General features: G+C 58.5%; 17 protein-coding genes, 1 tRNA gene and 1 pseudogene. 11 read left to right on the plus strand and 8 right to left on the minus strand.

Going from position 1 to position 19,303, the window contains the following annotated elements; all coding sequences use genetic code 11:
* Window positions 1–147 precede the first annotated feature (147 nt).
* Complete coding sequence (dacB, locus tag VGK14_RS00645; protein WP_331506960.1) at window positions 148–1,563, minus strand: D-alanyl-D-alanine carboxypeptidase/D-alanyl-D-alanine endopeptidase; 1,416 nt, start codon at window positions 1,561–1,563, stop codon at window positions 148–150.
* Between the two features lie 70 nt (window positions 1,564–1,633).
* Between dacB and VGK14_RS00650 the strand changes: the two genes are divergently transcribed.
* Complete coding sequence (locus tag VGK14_RS00650) at window positions 1,634–2,485, plus strand: SDR family oxidoreductase (protein WP_331506961.1); 852 nt, start codon at window positions 1,634–1,636, stop codon at window positions 2,483–2,485.
* Between the two features lie 76 nt (window positions 2,486–2,561).
* A complete protein-coding gene (locus VGK14_RS00655; protein ID WP_331506962.1) occupies window positions 2,562–3,218 on the plus strand; it encodes a DNA-3-methyladenine glycosylase in 657 nt (218 codons plus the stop codon).
* A gap of 36 nt (window positions 3,219–3,254) precedes the next feature.
* Here VGK14_RS00655 and VGK14_RS00660 read toward each other — a convergent pair whose 3' ends face one another.
* Genes VGK14_RS00660 through VGK14_RS00670 form a run of 3 tightly spaced genes read right to left on the minus strand, consistent with a single transcriptional unit; the run spans window position 3,255 to window position 8,751 of the window.
* Window positions 3,255–6,353, minus strand: a complete 3,099-nt coding sequence (locus VGK14_RS00660) for a CusA/CzcA family heavy metal efflux RND transporter (RefSeq protein ID WP_331506963.1) — start codon at window positions 6,351–6,353, stop codon at window positions 3,255–3,257.
* A gap of 5 nt (window positions 6,354–6,358) precedes the next feature.
* Window positions 6,359–7,486, minus strand: a complete 1,128-nt coding sequence (locus VGK14_RS00665) for an efflux RND transporter periplasmic adaptor subunit (RefSeq protein WP_331506964.1) — start codon at window positions 7,484–7,486, stop codon at window positions 6,359–6,361.
* On the minus strand, window positions 7,483–8,751 hold the full coding sequence (locus VGK14_RS00670; protein ID WP_331506966.1) for a TolC family protein: 1,269 nt from the start codon (window positions 8,749–8,751) through the stop codon (window positions 7,483–7,485). Before VGK14_RS00670 ends, VGK14_RS00665 begins: the two co-directional genes overlap by 4 nt.
* A gap of 72 nt (window positions 8,752–8,823) precedes the next feature.
* Here VGK14_RS00670 and VGK14_RS00675 point away from each other — a divergent pair, with 72 nt between their 5' ends.
* The 3 genes from VGK14_RS00675 to VGK14_RS00685 all read left to right on the plus strand — a co-directional run bounded on the left by VGK14_RS00675 (window position 8,824) and on the right by VGK14_RS00685 (window position 11,644).
* On the plus strand, window positions 8,824–9,501 hold the full coding sequence (locus tag VGK14_RS00675; protein ID WP_331506967.1) for a response regulator transcription factor: 678 nt from the start codon (window positions 8,824–8,826) through the stop codon (window positions 9,499–9,501).
* On the plus strand, window positions 9,491–10,858 hold the full coding sequence (locus tag VGK14_RS00680) for a sensor histidine kinase (protein ID WP_331506968.1): 1,368 nt from the start codon (window positions 9,491–9,493) through the stop codon (window positions 10,856–10,858). Before VGK14_RS00675 ends, VGK14_RS00680 begins: the two co-directional genes overlap by 11 nt.
* Window positions 10,859–11,008: 150 nt before the next feature.
* A complete protein-coding gene (locus tag VGK14_RS00685) occupies window positions 11,009–11,644 on the plus strand; it encodes a CatB-related O-acetyltransferase (RefSeq protein ID WP_331506969.1) in 636 nt (211 codons plus the stop codon).
* Window positions 11,645–11,674: 30 nt separating this feature from the next.
* On the opposite strand, the pseudogene VGK14_RS14610 reads toward VGK14_RS00685, so the two are convergent.
* Window positions 11,675–11,989, minus strand: a pseudogene (locus tag VGK14_RS14610) (MvdC/MvdD family ATP grasp protein); the annotation flags it as partial.
* 120 nt (window positions 11,990–12,109) lie between these two features.
* On the opposite strand from VGK14_RS14610, the gene VGK14_RS00690 reads away from it, so the two are divergent.
* Window positions 12,110–13,191, plus strand: a protein-coding gene (locus tag VGK14_RS00690; RefSeq protein WP_331506970.1) for an IS3 family transposase whose coding sequence is annotated in 2 segments (ribosomal slippage) — window positions 12,110–12,371 and window positions 12,371–13,191 — 1,083 coding nt in all. Because the reading frame shifts where the segments join, the coding sequence is not laid out codon by codon here.
* Window positions 13,192–13,349: 158 nt separating this feature from the next.
* Here the strand turns inward: VGK14_RS00690 and VGK14_RS00695 are convergent.
* Window positions 13,350–13,658: a hypothetical protein gene (locus tag VGK14_RS00695; protein ID WP_331506971.1), complete on the minus strand. Its 309-nt coding sequence runs from the start codon at window positions 13,656–13,658 to the stop codon at window positions 13,350–13,352.
* A 156-nt stretch (window positions 13,659–13,814) separates the two neighbouring features.
* Here VGK14_RS00695 and VGK14_RS00700 point away from each other — a divergent pair, with 156 nt between their 5' ends.
* Genes VGK14_RS00700 through VGK14_RS00710 form a run of 3 tightly spaced genes read left to right on the plus strand, consistent with a single transcriptional unit; the run spans window position 13,815 to window position 16,732 of the window.
* A complete protein-coding gene (locus VGK14_RS00700) occupies window positions 13,815–14,663 on the plus strand; it encodes a DUF6502 family protein (RefSeq protein ID WP_331506972.1) in 849 nt (282 codons plus the stop codon).
* Window positions 14,656–15,933: a DUF5666 domain-containing protein gene (locus tag VGK14_RS00705; protein WP_331506974.1), complete on the plus strand. Its 1,278-nt coding sequence runs from the start codon at window positions 14,656–14,658 to the stop codon at window positions 15,931–15,933. The genes VGK14_RS00700 and VGK14_RS00705 overlap by 8 nt, the downstream gene beginning before the upstream one ends.
* A 52-nt stretch (window positions 15,934–15,985) precedes the next feature.
* Window positions 15,986–16,732: a hypothetical protein gene (locus tag VGK14_RS00710; RefSeq protein ID WP_331506975.1), complete on the plus strand. Its 747-nt coding sequence runs from the start codon at window positions 15,986–15,988 to the stop codon at window positions 16,730–16,732.
* Between the two features lie 224 nt (window positions 16,733–16,956).
* Here the strand turns inward: VGK14_RS00710 and VGK14_RS00715 are convergent.
* A tRNA-Arg gene (locus tag VGK14_RS00715) sits at window positions 16,957–17,033 on the minus strand.
* A 90-nt stretch (window positions 17,034–17,123) separates the two neighbouring features.
* On the opposite strand from VGK14_RS00715, the gene VGK14_RS00720 reads away from it, so the two are divergent.
* Both VGK14_RS00720 and VGK14_RS00725 read left to right on the plus strand, forming a co-directional pair.
* Window positions 17,124–17,675: a c-type cytochrome gene (locus VGK14_RS00720; protein WP_331506977.1), complete on the plus strand. Its 552-nt coding sequence runs from the start codon at window positions 17,124–17,126 to the stop codon at window positions 17,673–17,675.
* A 41-nt stretch (window positions 17,676–17,716) separates the two neighbouring features.
* Window positions 17,717–18,541, plus strand: coding sequence for a symmetrical bis(5'-nucleosyl)-tetraphosphatase (locus tag VGK14_RS00725; protein WP_331506978.1), 825 nt, complete (start codon window positions 17,717–17,719; stop codon window positions 18,539–18,541).
* Here the strand turns inward: VGK14_RS00725 and VGK14_RS00730 are convergent.
* Window positions 18,465–19,268 carry a lysophospholipid acyltransferase family protein gene (locus VGK14_RS00730; protein ID WP_331506979.1) on the minus strand — a complete coding sequence of 268 codons (804 nt, stop codon included), beginning with the start codon at window positions 19,266–19,268 and terminating at the stop codon, window positions 18,465–18,467. The genes VGK14_RS00725 and VGK14_RS00730 overlap by 77 nt on opposite strands.
* Window positions 19,269–19,303: the final 35 nt, after the last annotated feature.

The following is a 19,303-nucleotide window of genomic DNA, read 5'->3' on the forward strand; positions in this document are numbered from 1 at the left end:
AAGCCTGCTGAAACTGGCCGACGCGCTGCCGGATTCCGCGCTGAAAAAATCGCTCAAGCGGCTGGCGACACGCACTTAAACCAAAAAGGGGCATAGGACTGTCACGCTGATGGAAGTACTGGCGCCCAGCCTGCTTTAAGAGCACTCTTAATTTCTGTCGTAAAGCCATTGCAGCAACGCATCCTGCGCTGCGTGCGAAGCGGCGGCATGGGCGTGATTGACGACGAACACCACCACCCAGCGCCGTCCCCTGCGGTCGAGCAAATAGCCCGCCATCGCCCGCACGCCGTCCAGCGAGCCGGTTTTAATATGCGCCGAGCCGGCTACCGGGGTGTTTTTCAGACGCTTCTCCAGCGTGCCGTCCACCGCCGCGATCGGCAGCGACGACATCAGCTCGGGCATCACCGGACTATGCCACGCCGCGACCAGCAGTTCCCCCAGATGCCGCGCACCGATACGCTCCACGCGCGACAATCCGGCACCGTTTTCAATGACCAGTTCGGAAAAATCCAGCCCCTTATTTCCCAGCCATTGCCGCACCACCGCCGCGCCTTTTTCCACGCTGCCGGGAACGCCGGCTTTTTCCGCGCCTATCGTCAGCAGCATCTGTCTTGCCATGACGTTGTTGCTGTTCTTGTTGATCATGCGCACGGCTTCGGCCAACGGCGGAGAATTGCCTTGCAATACCAGGCGCGCGTTGGCCGGCACATCGCCCTGCTTCAGGGTGCCGGCCAACGTGCCGCCCTGCTCGTGCCACAGCTGGCGGAACAGCTGGAATACATAGCCCGAGTCGTCCAGCAGCGCAAGGTTGAGCGTCTGCTCGCCGCAGGCAGCCGCATAACTGCCATTGAAGGCGATGACGACCTGTTCTGTCTCATACCTCGTGGGCTCGCGCGTCACCTGGTAATCGAGCCGGTCTTTCCAGTCGACGCAAGGCGCCTGCCGCAGCTCGAGCCGGTTGACGGCCTTGAGCTGCGGCAGATCGGGATCGGCAACCACCACCACATGATCCTGCTCCACCCGGAAACCGAACTGCGTCGCCTTGAAATTGACCAGCAGCGCATCCGGCGTGGCGTTGTAGGCGCGCCACGGTTCGCCGTCGAAAGCACCCGGGTCGGCAGCCGACGGTTCGAAATAGCCGCGGTCGAGCACCAGGTTGCCCTTGATCTCGCGCAGCCCTGTGTTGCGCAAGCTGCGCAACAATTCCCAGAACCCGGCCAATGTCAGCGCCGGGTCGCCGTAGCCCTTGAGAATCAGGTCGCCGTCCAGCACTCCGTCCTTGATTGGGCCGGCGGCATGGATTTCGGTTTTCCAGCTGTATGCCGGGCCGAGTATTTCCAGCCCGGCGTATGTGGTCACGAGCTTCATCACCGATGCCGGGTTCATCGCCCGATCGGCCTGATGGGCAATCAGCGGCTGCGGCCTGTCCACCTGCCGCACGTATAACGCCACGCTGGCCGGAGGAATGTCCGCATCCCGCAGCGCCTGGATCACCGGCACGGGCAGCCCGGCCCAAACCGGGTGAGCAGTCAGAATCGCCAGAAAAAATATCAGGAATCGCATGCTGCGATTAAAACATATAAACAGGTGGCATCGTAGCGGGCGGCCGCGCCGCCAATGCTAAACTCTGCCCATGAATCACGCACGCATACTCATCGCCGGATGCGGCGACCTGGGCATTACCCTAGGGCAACTCTTGATGGCGCAAGGCTGCGATGTCGCCGGCTTGCGCCGCAGCACAGTGCCGCTGCCGGCGGGGATGCACGGCGTTCAGGCCGATGTCGCCCGGCCTGCGACCCTGCACGGACTGGCGGCACTGCGGCCGGACATCCTGGTCTACAGCGTTGCCGCCGACGCGCAAACCGACGCCAGCTACCGCGCCCATTATGTCGACGGCCTGCGCCATGTGCTGGCGGCGTTGCCGGATGCGGGGCTGCGCCATGTGTTCTTCGTTTCCAGCACCCGCGTCTATGGTCAGGAAAACCAGGGCCAGGATACCGGCCTATGGCTGGATGAGGCCGCGCCGGCAACGCCTGCGGATTTCGGCGGCGAGCGCCTGCTGCAAGCCGAAGCTCTGCTCGCGGGCTTGCCAGGCACGGCGCTCAGGCTTTCGGGCATCTACGGCCCGGGCCGTCACCGTTTGCTCGCGCTGGCCCGCCGGCCTCAGTCCTGGCCCGCGCAAAACCGCTGGACCAACCGCATCCACCGCGACGATGCCGCCGCCTTTATCGCATCGCTGATCCGCCGCAAGCTGAACGGCGCGCCGGTCGAAGATTGCTATCTGGTCACCGACGGCTGCCCGGCGCCGCAATACGAGGTGCTGCAGTGGCTGGCCGAACAACTGGACGTGGACGTCAGCGGCGTCGCGCCCCCTGCGGTCGCAGGCGGCAAGAGGCTAAGCAATGCGCGCATGCTGGCCACGGGGTACAGGCTGCGCTACCCGGATTATCGCGCCGGTTACGCGGCCGAAATCGCACGAATTTGAGAGCAGGAAACGCAGTGCTTTTGCATACGGCTTGCTGCATCATCGATATGACACCTGCTCGAGCAAGAAAACAACGATGAATACGACTTATAGCGATCCGGCCGGCCAGCATCTGGCGGCACTCGACCCCGACTGGGCGGCGTTGATCGCCCGCATCGGCCCATGCGGGCTGAGCCCGCATCTCGAGCGCGAGCCCTTTGAAGCCCTGGTACGGGCGATTGCCTACCAGCAGCTGCACGGCCGCGCGGCCAAAGCGATCCTGGCGCGCTTTCTCGCCCTTTATCCCGGTGTCGCGTTCCCGGCGCCGGCGGCGGTGCTGGCGACCGTGGACGTGGCACTGCGGGGCTGTGGCTTTTCCGCGGCCAAAATTGTTTCGATCCGCGGCATCGCCGCCGCCACGCAGAGCGGACTGGTGCCTACCCTGGATGCGGCGGTCCGGCTGTCCGACGAAGAGCTGATCGCACGGCTCATCACCTTGCGCGGCGTCGGCCGCTGGACCGTGGAAATGTTGCTGATGTTCGCGCTGGGGCGGCCGGACGTGCTGCCGGTGGACGATTTCGGCGTGCGCGAAGGCTGGCGTATCCTCAAAAACCTCGACGCCCAGCCCAAGCCCAGAACACTGGCGGAAATCGGCATGGCCTGGAGTCCTTATCGCTCGACCGCGGCCTGGTACCTGTGGCGCGCCGCCGAGCAGGCAAAAGCGTCCGCAACGTCAAAAATACCGCAGCTATAGCCTTGCTCCGTATTCATTTCCCGCATCGCAAACACCTCACGTCTCGGACGCGGCCGGCTTACGCCGATCGAAAAAAACGCCGAACGCGAGCGGAGCGAGCAAAATGGTGAACAGCGTCGCCGACACCACGCCGCCGACGATGACGGTCGCGAAAGGACGCTGCGTTTCCGAGCCGATGCCGTGGGAAAGCGCTGCCGGCAGCAGGCCCAGCCCTGCCATCAGCGCGGTCATCAGGATGGGACGCAGCCGGGCGGCGGCGCCGTCCAGCACCGATTGCGTTATTGCCTTGCCGTTGCGGATGCCTTCCAGGAACTGCTCCACCATGATGACGCCGTTCTGCACCGAAATGCCGGCCACGGCGATAAACCCCACCGCCGCGGATACCGACAGGTGCAGCCCTGCCAGCGCCAGCCCGGCGAGGCCGCCGATCCAGGTAAACGGGATCAGTCCCAGCACCAGCCCCGCCAGCCGCATGGAGCGGAAAGCCCAGAACAGCAGCACGAAAATGCCCAGCACCGACAGCGGCACGATCACGGCGAGCCGCTTCATGGCGCGCTGCTGGTTCTCGAACTGGCCACCCCACGTCATGCTGTAACCGGGGGGCAAATGCACCTGCGCCTTGACCTTGTTCATGGCCTCGGCAATGAAGCCGCCCTGGTCGCGCCCGATCAGGTTGGCCTTGACCGCGACATTGCGGCCGCCGGCTTCGCGCCCGATGCGCGCCGGGCCCTGCCTGACCTCGACATCGGCGATGGCGCCCAGCGGAATCGTACCGCCGCCCGGCAATGCAATGGGCAATTCCGCGACGTCGTCCACGGCGTCGCGCGCCTCTTTCCTGATTCTCACCGTCACGTCGAACTGGCGGTCGCCCTCATGGAAGCTGGTCGCCGCCGTCCCTGCCATGGCGGTCTGGATGGTGGCGTTGACGTCGTTGACGGTGAGGCCGTAGCGCGCCATGGCCTCGCGCCTGAGCAGGATATCCAGCTCGGACTGCCCGCCTACCTTGATAGCCGCCACATCGGCGGCGCCGCGGACGCCGGAGAGTATGCCGACCACCTGTTCGGCCTTGTCTTCCAGGATATCGAGATCGGGACCAAAAATTTTTATCGCGATCTCGCCTTTTACTCCGCTCAGCGATTCCTCGACGTTATCCTCGATCACCTGCGAGAAATTGGTCGGCACGCCGGGAATGGCGCGGATTTTCTTCGTCATGTCGGCGACCAGGGATTCCTTGTCGGGGAAGCGCCAGGTCTCGTGCGGCTGGAGGTCGGCGAGAATTTCCATGTTGTTCGGCCCCTTGGGGTCGGTGCCGTCGTCAGGCCGGCCAACCTGGCTGATGACGCCGGACACTTCCGGGTAGCCTTGCAGGATGGCGCGCACCCGGCGCTCCACTTCCTTGCTCTTTTCCAGGTTGGTGGCCTGCGGCAGGGTAATGGTGAGCCAGATGTTGCCTTCGTCCAGCTTGGGCAGGAATTCGCTGCCCAGGCGGCTGCCGAGGCCGATGGAAACTGCCAGCAAGGCGATCGAAGCGACGAAGATCGCCCAGCTGTGCGGGAACGCGCGCGCCAGCAGGTTGCGGTAGCGCTCCTGCAGCGCGTGCATCCAGCCGCTGTGCTTTTCGGCCAGGTCGTGGCGATGCACGGCGTAGGACAGCAATGCCGGAATCAGCGTCATGGTCAGCAGGACCGCGCCGAGGATGGCGAAACTCAGGGTGTAGGTCATCGGCGTGAAGATTTTTCCTTCCACCCGCTCGAAAGTGAAAATGGGCAGGAAGGCCAGGATGATGATGGCCTTGGAGAACAGGATGGGATGGCCCATCTCGACCGTCGTATGGCGCAGCGTATGGACGCGCCAGTTGGGCGTGGCATGCTGCGGCAGGCCGTCGAGCTTGCCTAACGCGAGCCGCACCATGAGCGCCTCGACGAGCACCACCGCGCCGTCGACGATGATGCCGAAGTCCACCGCGCCCAGCGAGATCAGGTTGGCCGACACGCCCTTGAGATGCATGAAGACGAACGCGAACAGCAGCGACAGCGGGATCACCAGCGCAACGATCACCGCCGCCAGCGCGGAGCGCAGAAACAGGATCAGGATGCCGAGCACGAGGATGGCGCCCATGATCATGTTCTCTTCCACGGTATGCACGGTATGGCTCACCAGCTGGGTGCGGTCGTAGATCGTTTTCAGGTGAGTGCCGGGAGGCAAGCGTTTTTCGAGATTTGCCACGGCATTCTTGAGGTCGGCGATGACCTTGGTCGGGTTCTGGCCCTTGGTCATCTGCACGATGCCCTCCACCACGTCGTCCTGGCCGTTGTAGGCCACGATGCCAGAGCGCGTGCGCTGGCCGACCACAACCTCGGCGACATCGCCCACCAGAATGGCCTTGCCATCCTTGCTGGTCACCGCCACGCGGGAAATATCGTCCATTCCCCTGAACAGGCCGATGGCGCGCAGCACCAGCGCTTCGTCGCCGCGCCGCACGGTGCCGCCGCCGGTATTGGCGTTACCGTTGCCCAGTGCCTGGGTCACCTGGTCCAGCATCACGCCGTGTTTGCGCAACAGATAGGGATCGACACGCACCTGGTACTCCTTGATCGCGCCGCCGAAACTCGCAACATCCGCCACCCCGGATACGCTGCGCAGCGCCGGGCGCACCACCCAGTCCTGTAATTCGCGTATTTTTTCCAGCGGCGTGCCCGGCGGCGCTTCGAGCACATAGCGGTAAATCTCCCCGACCGCCGTGGTCAGCGGCGCCAGCGATGGCTGCACGCCCGGCGGCAGACTGACGTTCTGCAGCTTCTCCATCACCTGCTGGCGGGCAAAATAGTCATCGGTGTTATCCTGGAAGGTCAGCGTCACCACCGACAGGCCGAAAATGGATACCGAGCGCAATTGCGTCATGCGCGGCACGCCGCTCATCTCGCGCTCGATCGGCAGGCTGACGGAACGCTCCATTTCCTCCGGGGCCAGCCCGGGCACCTGCGTGACGATCTGTACCTGCACGTCCTGCACGTCGGGAAAAGCCTCCACCGGCAGGTTCGCCACCGCGTACCAGCCAGCGGCGACGAGCGCCACAATGCCGGCGAGAATGAAAGTGCGCTGCTGCAGCGCAAAGGTGACCAGGCGATCGAGCATTCCCATCAGCTCCCCGCCAGCTCGGCGTTGAGCAGCAGGGCTCCGCTTACGGCGACACGTTCGCCCGCATTGAGGCCACTTGCGACATAGCTGTCTTCATGGCCCCGATAGCCCAGCGTGACGCGGCGCTTTTCCAGCACGCCGGGGGCGCGCTCCACGAATACGAAACTTTGCAGGCCCTCCGTCACCAGCGCGTCATTGGGAACGTGCGGCAACGTAACTCCCCCGCCCAGCGGCGTTGCATGCACATACATTTCCGGCTTGAGTTTTTCCTCGCGGTTGTCGACGCGGCAGCGCACCACCACGCGCCGGGTGGCAGGGTCCAGCACCTTGCCCACCATCAGCACTACGGCATCGAACGACATGCCCGGATAGGCATCCGCTTCCACGCGCAGATGCTGGCTCTCGTGTATTTTGCCGAGGTCCTTCTCCGGCACTTCAACATTGACCCATAGCCGCCTGGGATCGCTCACGACAAATAACGTACTGGCGCCGTCCGGGCGCACTTCGCTGCCCGGGTTGACCTGGCGCTCGGTGACGACGCCGCTCACGCGGGTCGTCAACACGAACCCGCCGTTTCCGGCCGGACCCAGATTGCGCAGCCGGGCACGGGCGCGGTCCAGCTCGATGCCGGCCTGCTGCAGATCGGCATCCGCAATTTCAAAATCCTTGCGTGCCAGGACGCCGCCGTCCAGCAGCGTCCTGGCACGTTCGTAAGCGGTGCGTTTCAGGTGCAGGTCGGACTCCGCCCGGCGAACGTCCGCGCTGGCCTGGGCATAGTCCGGCGCATCCAGCGCGAGCAATGCCTGGCCCGCTGTCACATGGTCGCCCAACTGGGCGCGGATTTGCGTGACGCGCCCGGCAATGGGCGCCGTGATGCGGGACGTGGCATCCTCATCGTATGCCACATGGCCCTGCAGCGGCTCCAGCGCCGGCACCTGCCCGGCAGCGACGGGCGCGATGTGCAGGTAAACCAGCTGCGGAGCATCCGGCGCAAAGCGCAGAATATTGGGCTCGCGCGGGGCAACGGCCTGCGGCCGGACGCCGGCATGGCTTTCGGTCGAGATTTTGAAGCCATACCCTGCCCCGACGGCGAGTCCGGCAAGGATAATGGGCGCGATCAGTTTTTTCATTGCAATTCTCCTTCTTCGTTGGCAAAACGCCATGCCGCCAGTGCCTTGGCGTAGTCGGCGCGTGCCGCGGCCGCGTCCATTTGGGTAGCTTTATGGGTGCGTCTGGCATCGAGCAGATCCATCACGCCAATGGCCCCGTGCCGATAGGCGAATTCGGCGGCAGCGAGCGCCTTGCCAGCCTCCGCCAGCAGGCTGTCGTCGTAGTGCCGCACCTGGCTGACCGCAGTTTCCAGATTGCTGCGCGCCCTGCCGATTTCCGCCATGGCCTGGGCGCGGGTCTGTTCCAGCGCGTCGCGCGCGGATTGCAGGTCGGCTTCCGCCCGGCCGATTTCGCCCTGGTATTCATAGCCGGTCATCAGCGGGATGCTGAGGCCGAAACCGACGCTATGCGACGGCGTGCTGCCGCCGTTATGCTCGACCTGCACGCCGAGCGTGACATCGCGCGCCTTGAGGGATTGGGCGAGATCGCGCGCCGCTTCCGCGGTCTGCACCCGCATCTGTGCCGCGCGCACATCGGGGCGGTTTTCGATGCCGATGCCCTCGGCCGGGAACGCGCCGATCGCGGGCCAGGCGTCCGCGGCCACAATCGTTGCGGCATTCTGCCCGGCACCGATCTGGTAGGCGAGCGCAGTTTGCGCCTGGCTGAGGTCGTTCTGCGCCTGCAACATATCGTTGTCCGTCCGCAGGGCATCCACCCGGATGCGCGAAAGATCGGAGGCAGGAATATCTCCCGCACTCAGGCGCAGCCTGGTGGCCTCCACCGTCTGGCCCGACAGGCGGGCATTTTCCTGGGCGATGCGCAGCTTCTCCTGCGCCAGTGCCAGGTTGTAATACGCCTGATGCAGCGCGATACGGCCCTGTCTTGCGACATCAGCCATGCCGTGTTTTGCCGCATCCAGCCGCAGGTCGGCCGCACGCATGCGCAACTCGCGCTTGCCGCCGCGTTCGAACGTCTGGTCGAGGCGCAATACCATATCGGAGCCATGCAGCACGCGCCTTCCCAGGGCCGGCGCATTGCGGCCGGTATCAATGGCACCGGTATTCAGCGACAATTGCGGATTGGGGCGTTGCGCCGCGCCCAATCTGTCGGCTGCAACGCCGGCAACCTGATCCCGTGCCAGTTGAATCTCACGGTTTCTGGCTTGCCACAGCTGTTCGGCGCCAGATAGGGTAAGCTTGGACAAACCGGCGTCATTGGCAGGTGCCCCCGTATCTGCGGCAATAGCGACAACAGGCCAAAATATCAATATCAGGAATTTTTTCATGCTGTTGGCTTGGATAACGCTGGTTTGCAATGTACGCGGCATCATGCTCAGGCTTGCTGACGTGGAGCTGACATGCGGATACTAGTTGTCGAGGACGACAAAACGCTGGGCGCAGCAATTGCCCAGTCGCTTGCCCATGCGGGATATGCGACGGATTGGGTGGGAAATGCCGCGGCTGCGCTGCATGCGTTGTCGGTGGAGCATTTTGACGCGATGGTGCTCGACCTCGGCTTGCCCGACCGCGATGGCCATGAAGTGATACGCCACCTGCGCCTGCGCGGCCGATCGCTGCCCGTGCTGGTACTGACGGCACGCGACGGAGTGGAAGATCGCGTGCAAGGCTTGGATATCGGTGCCGACGATTATGTCGTCAAGCCGATTGCCATGGTCGAGCTGCAAGCGAGAATACGCGCACTGCTCAGACGCAGCGCAGGCGTCGCCAACCCGCGCTTCAGCCTGGGTCGCCTGGAACTGGATACCGTGGGCAAGCAAGCCCATCTCGACGGGCGCACGCTGGATTTATCCGCCCGGGAATGGGCAGTGCTGGAATATCTGGCCACACACGCCAGGCGCATCGTCTCGAAAGAGCAGCTGATCCAAGCGATCGCCGGCTGGGATCAGGAATTGAGCGTCAATGCCATCGAGGCCTATGTGCATCGCTTGCGCGTCAAGTTAGGCGACGCCGGCGTTGTCGTGCGTACGGTCCGGGGCTTGGGTTATATGCTGGAGGAGCCGGTCGATGCAAAGTAGTAGCCTGCGCAGACAGCTTCTCAAGCGGCTGCTTTTGCCGCTGATGCCCATCATGCTCGTGGGCGTGGCGATGGCTTATGTTTTTGCCGTACGTGCCGCCAACGATGCCAACGATCTCGGGCTGATGGACGATGCGCTCGACCTGGCCAAGCAGGTTGAAATGCACCAAGGAAAAATGCAGCTTGAACTCCCGCTGGCCGCCCAGCAGATGTTATTGGCCAACAATGACGATCAGGTCTCCTACGCCGCCTGGGATGAGGCTGGAAGGCTCATCGCGGGCGATACCCAACTGCTGCGCCTGGACATTCCTCCAGCCGGGGAAAATCACCTGTTCTGGGATGTCGTCGTGGGCGGCAGGAAAAATCGGGCCGTAGTGCTGGACGAAAATGTAAACGGCAGACCGGTGTTCATCGCGGTTGCGCAGACGGTTCATGGGCGCGACCGTTTGTTCGGCGAGATTTTCGTGAGCATGCTGTTGCCCGAGTTCGCGCTTGCGATCGTTGCTGTGTTCGCGATTCTGTTCGGGGTACGCAGCGGGCTATCCCCCGTAGAAATGCTGCGAGATGAAATTCTTAATCGCTCGCCCAACGACCTTCGGCCGATCGAAGAGGCACCCGCTCCGGCAGAATTACGCCCCATCGTCCATGGCATCAATGTCCTGCTCGAAAAACTCACGCTGGCATTCGCCAGCCGGAAGCGCTTTATTGCCGATGCCGCCCATCAATTACGAACACCGCTTGCTGCGCTTGGAAGCCAGATCGAGGTTGGCCTGGAAAAATCGCCGACGGATGCGCGCGAGACATTGCGCCAGCTATTGGCAACGACCCATCGTACGTCTCACCTGGCAAATCAGCTATTGTCGTTAGCCAGGCTGGAGCATGCTGAACAAACGTTTTTTGCGCACACCGATGTCGAACTGCACGACGTTATCCGCGAAGCCGCAGGCGATTTCGTCATCTCAGCCACCAATAAAGGTATAGAGCTGGATTTTGATCTGCAACCATGCCGAATCCGCGGCAGCGCCCTGTTACTGCGAGAGCTGCTTGCGAATCTGTTTGACAATGCCGTTTGCTACGTTCCGGCGGGCGGCCATGTCTGGGTGAAACTGCGGAGTCAGCGCGCACAATGCCTGTTGACGGTGGAAGATGACGGGCCGGGTGTACCTGAACATGAACTAGGCATGCTGGGTGTACCGTTCCATCGCCCGCCGTCGAATCTGCACGACGGATGCGGCCTGGGGCTGGCGATCGCCAAGGAAATCGCACGTCTGCATAGTGCAGCCATTACGTTCGGAGCGACGGCCAGCGGCTCCGGGCTGCGCATTGACGTGTCATTCCTTTGTCCGGAAATCGCGTGATTCCGTCAAAGATGGCGACCGCCGGGATATGAAAAGTATAATATCGCCTAACCTAGTCCTAAGTGCGGCAAGCTGTAAGTGCCGCCTCAAACGCTATGGTTAAATCAGTAACCCCTTAACCATATACAACCAAAAAATCATATAAATTACATGAAAGAGCTAAAAGAATTATGGCGAAAATTAACTCGCCAACCAAAGCCTCTTCGTTTTGTGCGTCATCAAGAACGCTTTAAACAACGATACCCCATGTTTTCAATGGGTATTTGTACTTATGGCGTACCTAACGTGAGGCATTGGGACAAGATTTCCAATCTGACAATTGGTTCTTATACATCGATCGCGCAGAACGTCGAAATTTATCTTGGTGGAAACCATCATACAGAATGGTTAACAAGCTATCCGTTCCCGGCATTTTTCCCTGAAAGAAGCAAGCACAAAAATTACGGCATTATCCCTCGGGATGTGATCATTGGAAGTGATGTCTGGCTATGTGATGACTGTAAAATCCTGCCAGGCATCACTATCGGTCATGGTGCAGTTGTCGCGACGGGGGCAATTATTACCAAGAATGTCGAACCCTATGCAGTCATGGCGGGCAATCCAGCAAAAGTAGTAAAGTGGCGATTTGATGAGCCCACACGTAAGGCACTATTAGAATCTTCCTGGTGGGATTGGCCACCAGAAGAAATCCTCGGGATTGTCGACAAACTCTGCTCGGAAAATATTGAAGAGTTTATCGCTTATACCCATCAAAGGAATAAGCTCAAAAATGTTGGGCATGACTAAATCAGCTTCTCGGAAAGCATTCTCGGCATCACTCTTATGGATATTGTCTGCAAGACTTGGGGGCCGTGGTCGACGCAGCCAAACTGCATCAATGTTCTCCGTGGAAATTGGGGCGTCGTCCTCCGCTAGCGTCCATTGATATTGGGAATCACATGGCGATATCGCCAGTTTCATGCCTTGGCATCTTGGGTAGCTCGGTGTAGACCATAGAGTAGCCTTGTGCCCTTTGGCTTTTAACGCCATCGAAACGGCAATTGCGTGACGGTCTTCAGGAAAACTTGCAATTAGGATGTTTTTCATTGCTCTTGTATACCTTTGACAAACAAAGCCAAACAATCTTTGCATCAAATCTGCACATATCTATTATGCTTGGTAACCATCAGCATTCCGCCCAAGTGACCTGCTAAGAATCGTGTAACCACCCATTGGGTGAGTCTTCATGTTAATTTTGACATGGAGGCTTAAATGCAGAAGAGATTCACCGAAGAACAAATTATTGGGATATTGCGGGAAGCGGAGATCGATGGCGCTGTCATCCGAGAAATCTGCCGCAAGCACAACATCACCGAACAGACCTTTTTCCGCTGGCGCAACAAGTTTGGCGACATGACGGTGTCGGATGCCCGCCGGCTCAAGGAACTGGAATCGGAGAATGCACGACTCAAGAAGATCGTGGCCGAGCAGATGCTGGCTATCGAGGGCTTGAAGGAGATTGCCGCAAAAAAATGGTAACCCCGGCGGCGAGAAGAGAAGCGCTCGACATCCTGAAGCACCAAGGTCTGTCAGAGCGAGCCGCCTGTCGTATTGCCGGGGTCAGCCGACAGATTGGCAACTATCAGTTGAAGCAGCCAGGCAAGGACAAGGAGTTGGGTGCCCAGTTGATCGAAGCCTCCGGCCGCTATCCGCGCTTCGGCTATCGACGCATTGCGATCATGACGGGACAGAGCATGGGGCGCGTATGGCGACTGTGGCGGACGCTGGGATTGGACTTGCCCAAGCGCCGGCCGCGGAAGCGGCGTTGCGGCACCGATATCCGGATTCCCGGTGCCACCCAGCCCAACAATGTATGGACCTACGACTTCGTGCATGACCGGCTGGCTGATGGAGGCACACTAAAAATGCTGTGCATCCTGGATGAGCATACCCGGGAATGTCTGGCGATTGAAGTTGGCAACTCGCTGCGCAGCCAGGATGTGATTCTGGCGCTCTCGCGGCTAATGCGGCTGTACGGAAAGCCCGCCTATATTCGTTCCGACAATGGCGCGGAATTCACGGCTACCGCCGTGATGAAATGGCTGCGGGACCACAATGTCGGGCCGGCTTATATCAAGCCGGGCAGCCCATGGCAGAACGGCTTTGTGGAGAGCTTTAATGGCAAGTTGCGGGATGAGTGCCTGAATCGGGAATGGTTCGTCACGCGCCGGGAAGCCAAGATCGTGATCGAGCAGTGGCGGCAGTTCTACAACAACGAGCGACCTCATTCTGCGCTCGGCAATCGAACCCCGGCAGAAGCAGGCCGGCAACGTTGGCAAAATCAGAGTGCTTGAACCGGGGGACTCACCTTGGGGTTGGCTACAATATTCTGTAGCAGGTCATCTGCAACATTTGAGACAAATACTTCTACAGTAAACTAATAATCCGGCCTCCCCTACTATAGTTATAGTAGGGGATTTCCGGTTCTTGCCCAGATTACTGTTACAGTTATTTAGTTGTTACCGTCATGTTCCGGACGATCCACATGTTCCGGACGATCCACATGTTCCGGTTGATCCACATGTTCCGGTTGATCCACATGTTGCCCAGGATGATCTGCAGTTTCCTGTTTCTCTATATTGTTGTTTCCTGGCAGTTCAGTAACAGCAGCAAGAGTTATTGGCTCATCAACATTTTTAATAACTGATGCTAAAGAAGAATCTGAATCTGTAGCATTAGCAGGCAAGGCGACGACCGCTGCGGGAAATACAAAAACCCAACTTAATGAAATGACAATCTTTGTTTTTTCAAATGTATTCATCGCACACTCCTTAAAATTTCTCCAGGGAAGACTGTGGGAACTTTTCCCACAGTTTGTAAAATTACATATATAAAAATAAATGTCAATATATTATGTGGAATATTTTCCCACTTTGATGTAAAGTAAAATCCAATATGAAAGGCCGCATGTTTAAAAGTGTTTAACTTACCCTCATCGAATTTGGACCAGGCTATAAGGCATGTGCTGAGTCCTATTGTGAGGCTCTTGCTATCTCGCGGTATTACTTACCCTTATCTTGTTGAAATGGTTAAGTCCATTTTTGTGGATGTGGCAATGAAAGGCTTCCAGATTGACAGCAAAGAACAGACGATCAGCCGCATCAGCCTACTGTCGGGAGTCCATCGCAAAGACGTGAAACGTCTGCGGCAGCTAGCGGATATCTCTGAGCACAAGCCACAAAAAGCAGCCCCAATAGGAGCCCGTTTAGTGTCAGCCTGGACCGGCCTTAATGCATATACAGATGATGCAGGACAGCCGCTGCCACTCCCCAAGCATGCGACGCAAGCCGGCAGCTGCTCATTCGAAGGTCTGGTGGAAACGATTACCAAGGATGTGCGGCCCCGTACCATTCTCGATGAGATGCTCAAGCAAGGGGTAGTTCGCATAGATGACCAGGACCGCGTTGAGCTCGTGACCGAGGCATTTATTCCGACCCAAGACCTCGATGAAAAACTGTTCTACCTCAGCCGCAACCTGCATGCCCATGCCACCGCTGCAACTAGCAATGTCATAGGAGTCGATCAGCCGTGGCTGGAGCGTAGCGTGCATTACGACACCATAAACAACGCATCCGTCGCCGAATTACACAAGCTTGCGGAAAAGGCCGGCATGCAAGCGCTGCATGTATTAAACCGGCAGTGCATAAAGCTTGAACAAAATAACGTCGATGCGGATGGAAATAATCAACGCATCACGTTTGGTATCTATTTTTACAGCGAACCCGCGCCAGAACTGAGCAAAAACAAGGAACCCAACAGTGACTAAAAGCCTTCGTATAGTCGCTTTATTTGTAATTGCGCTTCTGCAAGTTACGTCTCTTGCGGATGCCTGGTCTGCTGAAAAAGCACAGGCAGGAATTGGCGGCACTGGTATTAAAGCGCATGGCGGTGGCATCGGAGGTACTGGTATCGTCGGTACTATTACGGGATTTGGCAGCGTCTTCGTCAATGGGATGGAAGTAAATTATCCCAAGGACATCTCCATCACCATGAATGGACGTCCTGCAAGGCTCGGTGAGCTTGCGGTCGGGCAAGTCATTTCGGTAGAGGCGTATGGAAACCAGGATAACCTTTCTGCCAAAAGCATTACTGTATTGAATGCCCTGGAAGGCCCAGTCACCAAAGTTACAAATGACGGCGTGCTGCAAGTAATGGGAAAGAACGTCCGCCTGACCCCTATTACGCGCATCTCCAACAATGACAAACCGAGCACGTTGAGAACGGGAACCCTGGTGCAGGTGAGCGGCTACAAAAATGCGAGCGGCGAAATCGTGGCCTCACGTATTCAGAAAACCAGCGCATTGACCGAGTTCAGCGCCATCGGCAATATCGGGCACACCGCTAAAGGCGAGCCAAGTCTGGATGGTTTGAATGTGGCCGATCCTCACGGCAGAGCCTCCAGTCTGCAAGACGGTAGCGAAGTTTTGGTTAGAGGAAGCTGGGATGGTACGAAATTGGTTATTCATGAACTGGAAACCACCACCACCAAGCGACTTCTAGATCAGTCCGCGCAAGTGGTGATGGAAGGTTTGGTTAAAAAAGATCTCAGCAACAATCATTTGCAAATCAGCGGATTCGAAATAAGCACCGAATCGCAAAGCAGCTTCACAGCCGGCATTCAAGCATTACAGGAAGATCAATTAGTACGTGTTACCGGCTATGTCAATAAAGACAATGTGCTGCAGGCAGAAAAAATAGAAGTCAATCCGCCCAGATTCGAAGGTCGGGACACGAATGAAGACGAGGCAGGCAACAGCAGGCTGCGCCATCAGGAAGACAACAGCGCAGGATCGGACAAGCAGTATGAAACACAGGAGCAGGTTCCAGCTTCACCTGATAGGCTGGAGAAAGGAGGAACCGATCAAATAGACCAGCCTGAACATGTAGACCAGCCTGAACATGTAGACCAGCCTGAACATGTAGACCGGCCTGAACACATAGACCGGCCTGAACACATAGACCGGCCTGAACACATAGACCAGCCTGAACACATAGTCCGGCCTGAACATGTAGACCGGCCTGACTCTACGGCTTAAGGCATATACCACGAAAGATTTATCTGAAAATTACTCAACAAGGGAACTTTAAATGGCAAACAAAAATCTTTATCTTCCTATCGTATTGATGCTGCTAAGCGGTTCAGCTATTGCCGCCGACGGTTTCAGCGCCACGACCGGGATTGACTACAGCAATGGCAAATATGGCCAATCGTCGAGCACCACGACCTGGGACGTGCCTGTGCTGCTGAAATATATACAAGGGCCATTGACGCTGAAACTCAATATTCCTTATATACGCACAACGGGCACGGTAAACCGTGACACATCCAGTTCAGTAAGCACCACCCGCAGAACCGAAATGGGACTGGGCGACGTGGTCATAGGCGGCTTTTACGATGTCATTCAAGGCAATGACTATGGCATTGACTTGGGCGTAAAAATAAAATTTGCCACTGCCGACAAATCGAAGACCTTGATTACCACCGGTGAAAATGACTACTTCCTGCAATCGGATGCATACAAAAGCTTCGGCAAGATTACCGCATTAGGGACCTTGGGTTGGACAAAAAAAGGAGACACGGCCACAACGAATTTCCGTGACCCCTGGTATGGGTCCGTAGGCGCTTCATACAAGCTAGATGACAATGACAGCTTTGGCGTCTTATATGATTACCGGCAGAAAGTTACGAAAAGAGGTGATATCAGAAGTGAAGTCACGGCCTTCCTGGTTCACAAGTTTGATAAGCACTGGAAATTGCAGGCCTATGCATTAGGAGGCTTCTCCGACGCTAGCCCTGATGTTGGCGGCGGTGCGATGGTGGGCTATTCTTTTTAGAATTGCGTGCTAGTCAAATAGAAGCGTTTGCCCATACCTTAAAAGGTAAATTACTAGCTAAAGATGCGGTGTTAGCGAAGAGCTACTTAGGCCTCTTGGTTGATGAGATTGTAGTGAGAAAAGGATCTGCAACAGTAAAGGGTAACTACAGTGCTATTTTAACGGCAGCTAGTATAGATAAAATAAAAGCGGATCACCGTGAGGTGCCCGCTTTTATACCTGAATGGCGCGCCCGAGACGATTCGAACGTCCGACCCCTGCCTTCGGAGGGCAGTACTCTATCCAGCTGAGCTACGGGCGCGTGCGGCGGATTATACCGTAGAGGGGCGGCACTTGGTGAGCCCGCGTGCCTGTCTGTATAATTACCGTTTTCTTATGCATCGGAACTATCATGAGTGAGCATCACGGCAAGCCACCGGCTACTGTCTCCCAATTCATCGTCGCCACGCTGGGCGGTTTGTTCGCGCCGGCGCTGGTCATTTACCTGATCGTCAAGCTGGTGGTCGGCATTCATGACGGCCATCCAAAAGATAGCGACCAAGCCTCTGCGCAGGCGGCGGTGCTGGAACGCATCAAACCGGTGGGCGAAGTCTCGCTGAAAGATACCAGCGGGCCGCAAACCGGCAAATCCGGCGAGCAGGTGGTCAATGAAATCTGTATTGCCTGCCACGGCACCGGTGCACTGGGTGCACCCAAGATCGGCGACAGCGTCGGTTGGGGTCCGCGAATTTCTCAGGGTTACGACACCCTGGTCAAGCATGCGCTGCAGGGACTGCGCTCCATGCCTCCGCGCGGCGGCAGCCCCGACCTGAGCGACGATGAAATCGCCGGCGCCGTGGCTTACATGGCCAACAAGGCCGGGGCCAATTTCAAGGCACCGCAGCCGAAAACCGAAGCGGCCTCCAAGGCCAAGGAAGCTCCGGCCAAAGACGCCAAGAAATAATCTCGACGGCCGACATCTTCCGGCCGTATTTTTAAGCATCCATGTCAACTTACGCCGTTGGGGATCTGCAGGGCTGTTTTCACTCCTTCCTCAATCTGCTGGAAGCCTGCCGCTTCGACCCCGCGCGCGACCGGCTGTGGCTGGTGGGCGACCTCATCAATCGCGGACCGCATTCATTGCAAGTGCTGCGCTGGCTGCACGCCAACGAGCAAAGCGTCACCAGCGTGCTGGGCAATCATGACTTGCATGCGCTGGCGGTGCATGAAAGCTTCGTTGAGCCACACCGTAACGATACGCTGGATGAACTGCTGGATGCCCCCGACCGCGACCTGCTGTTCGACTGGCTGCGCCTGCAGAGCCTGGCGCATGCCGAAGACGGTTACCTGGTGGTACATGCCGGCTTGCTGCCGCAATGGAACGCGGCCGAAGCCAGGATATTGGCGCAGGAAGTTGAAACCGTGCTGCGCGGGCCGGAATACCGGAGCTTTCTCGCCAGCATGTACGGCAACCAGCCCGATCACTGGGAGGAGAATCTGAGCGGGATGGGGCGGCTGCGCGTCATCACCAATGCGATGACCCGATTGCGCGCGTGCACGCCGCAAGGCCGGATGGAATTCCGCTTCAAGGGCGAGCCTAAGGATATTCCGCCCGGCTATCTGCCGTGGTTCGACATCAAGACCCGCAATAGCCGCAAAGATACGCTGATTTTCGGCCACTGGTCGGCGCTGGGGCTGGTGATAAGAAAAAAACTGATCGGCCTCGACAGCGGCTGCCTGTGGGGCGGCAAGCTCAGCGCGCTGCGTCTGGAAGATCGGAAGCTGTTCCAGGTGCCGCGCGCACCGGAAGACGCGCCAAAGAAGAAATAACCTCCTCGGCGGCTTGTGCCAGTTGCCGCCGATTGCGGCCTTCAGGCTGAATCGGTTGCGCAAACGTCAGATGCGCGAAAATTTCGTGCTGCCCCAAAATCGACCACAGCGATTGCTTCATCGTGGTATCGCCGGCATAAGCCACCGCCGTGTTGGCGGAGCCGTCATCCCGAACATAGCGCAGCGCGACCGGCCAGACCGGCGCCTGCGCCTCAACTGCCGACTGCAGCAAACTGCTTTTGAAGGGGTAGATGCATGTGCCGTCAGTCGTCGTGCCCTCGGGGAAGACGCATACGCAGTCTCCGCCGCGCAGGGCTTCGGCACCGGCGACCGATACGCGGGAAGTATCATGGCGGCGCGCGCGCCGGATGAAAATGGTCCCCGCCTGCTGCGACAGCCAGCCTATCACCGGCCAGGCGCGCAATTCGGCTTTGGCAATAAAGCGTACCGTACGCACCGCATTGATCGCCCAGATATCCAGCCAGGAAACATGATTGGCGACGAACAGCATCGCGCGCTCGTCCACTGTCGGCAGCATGCCGGTGACGATGAGCCGCACCTTGAGAATGTGCAGCACATGCGCCGACCAGGTGCCGATGACGCGCTGCCGCCGCGAACCTTGCAGGTGGGGAAGCACCAGCACGGCGATCGCGATCCCATAGCCTAAATGCAAAGCCAGCCGCGACAGGCGCCAGAAACTGCGAAAACGGTTAAGAAGCTGTAACAAGGATATGTCTGGCGCAAATATCCTTGATAAGTGCA

The organism is Novimethylophilus sp. (assembly GCF_036504375.1).
In the GTDB taxonomy this organism is placed as follows: Bacteria; Pseudomonadota; Gammaproteobacteria; order Burkholderiales; family Methylophilaceae; genus Novimethylophilus.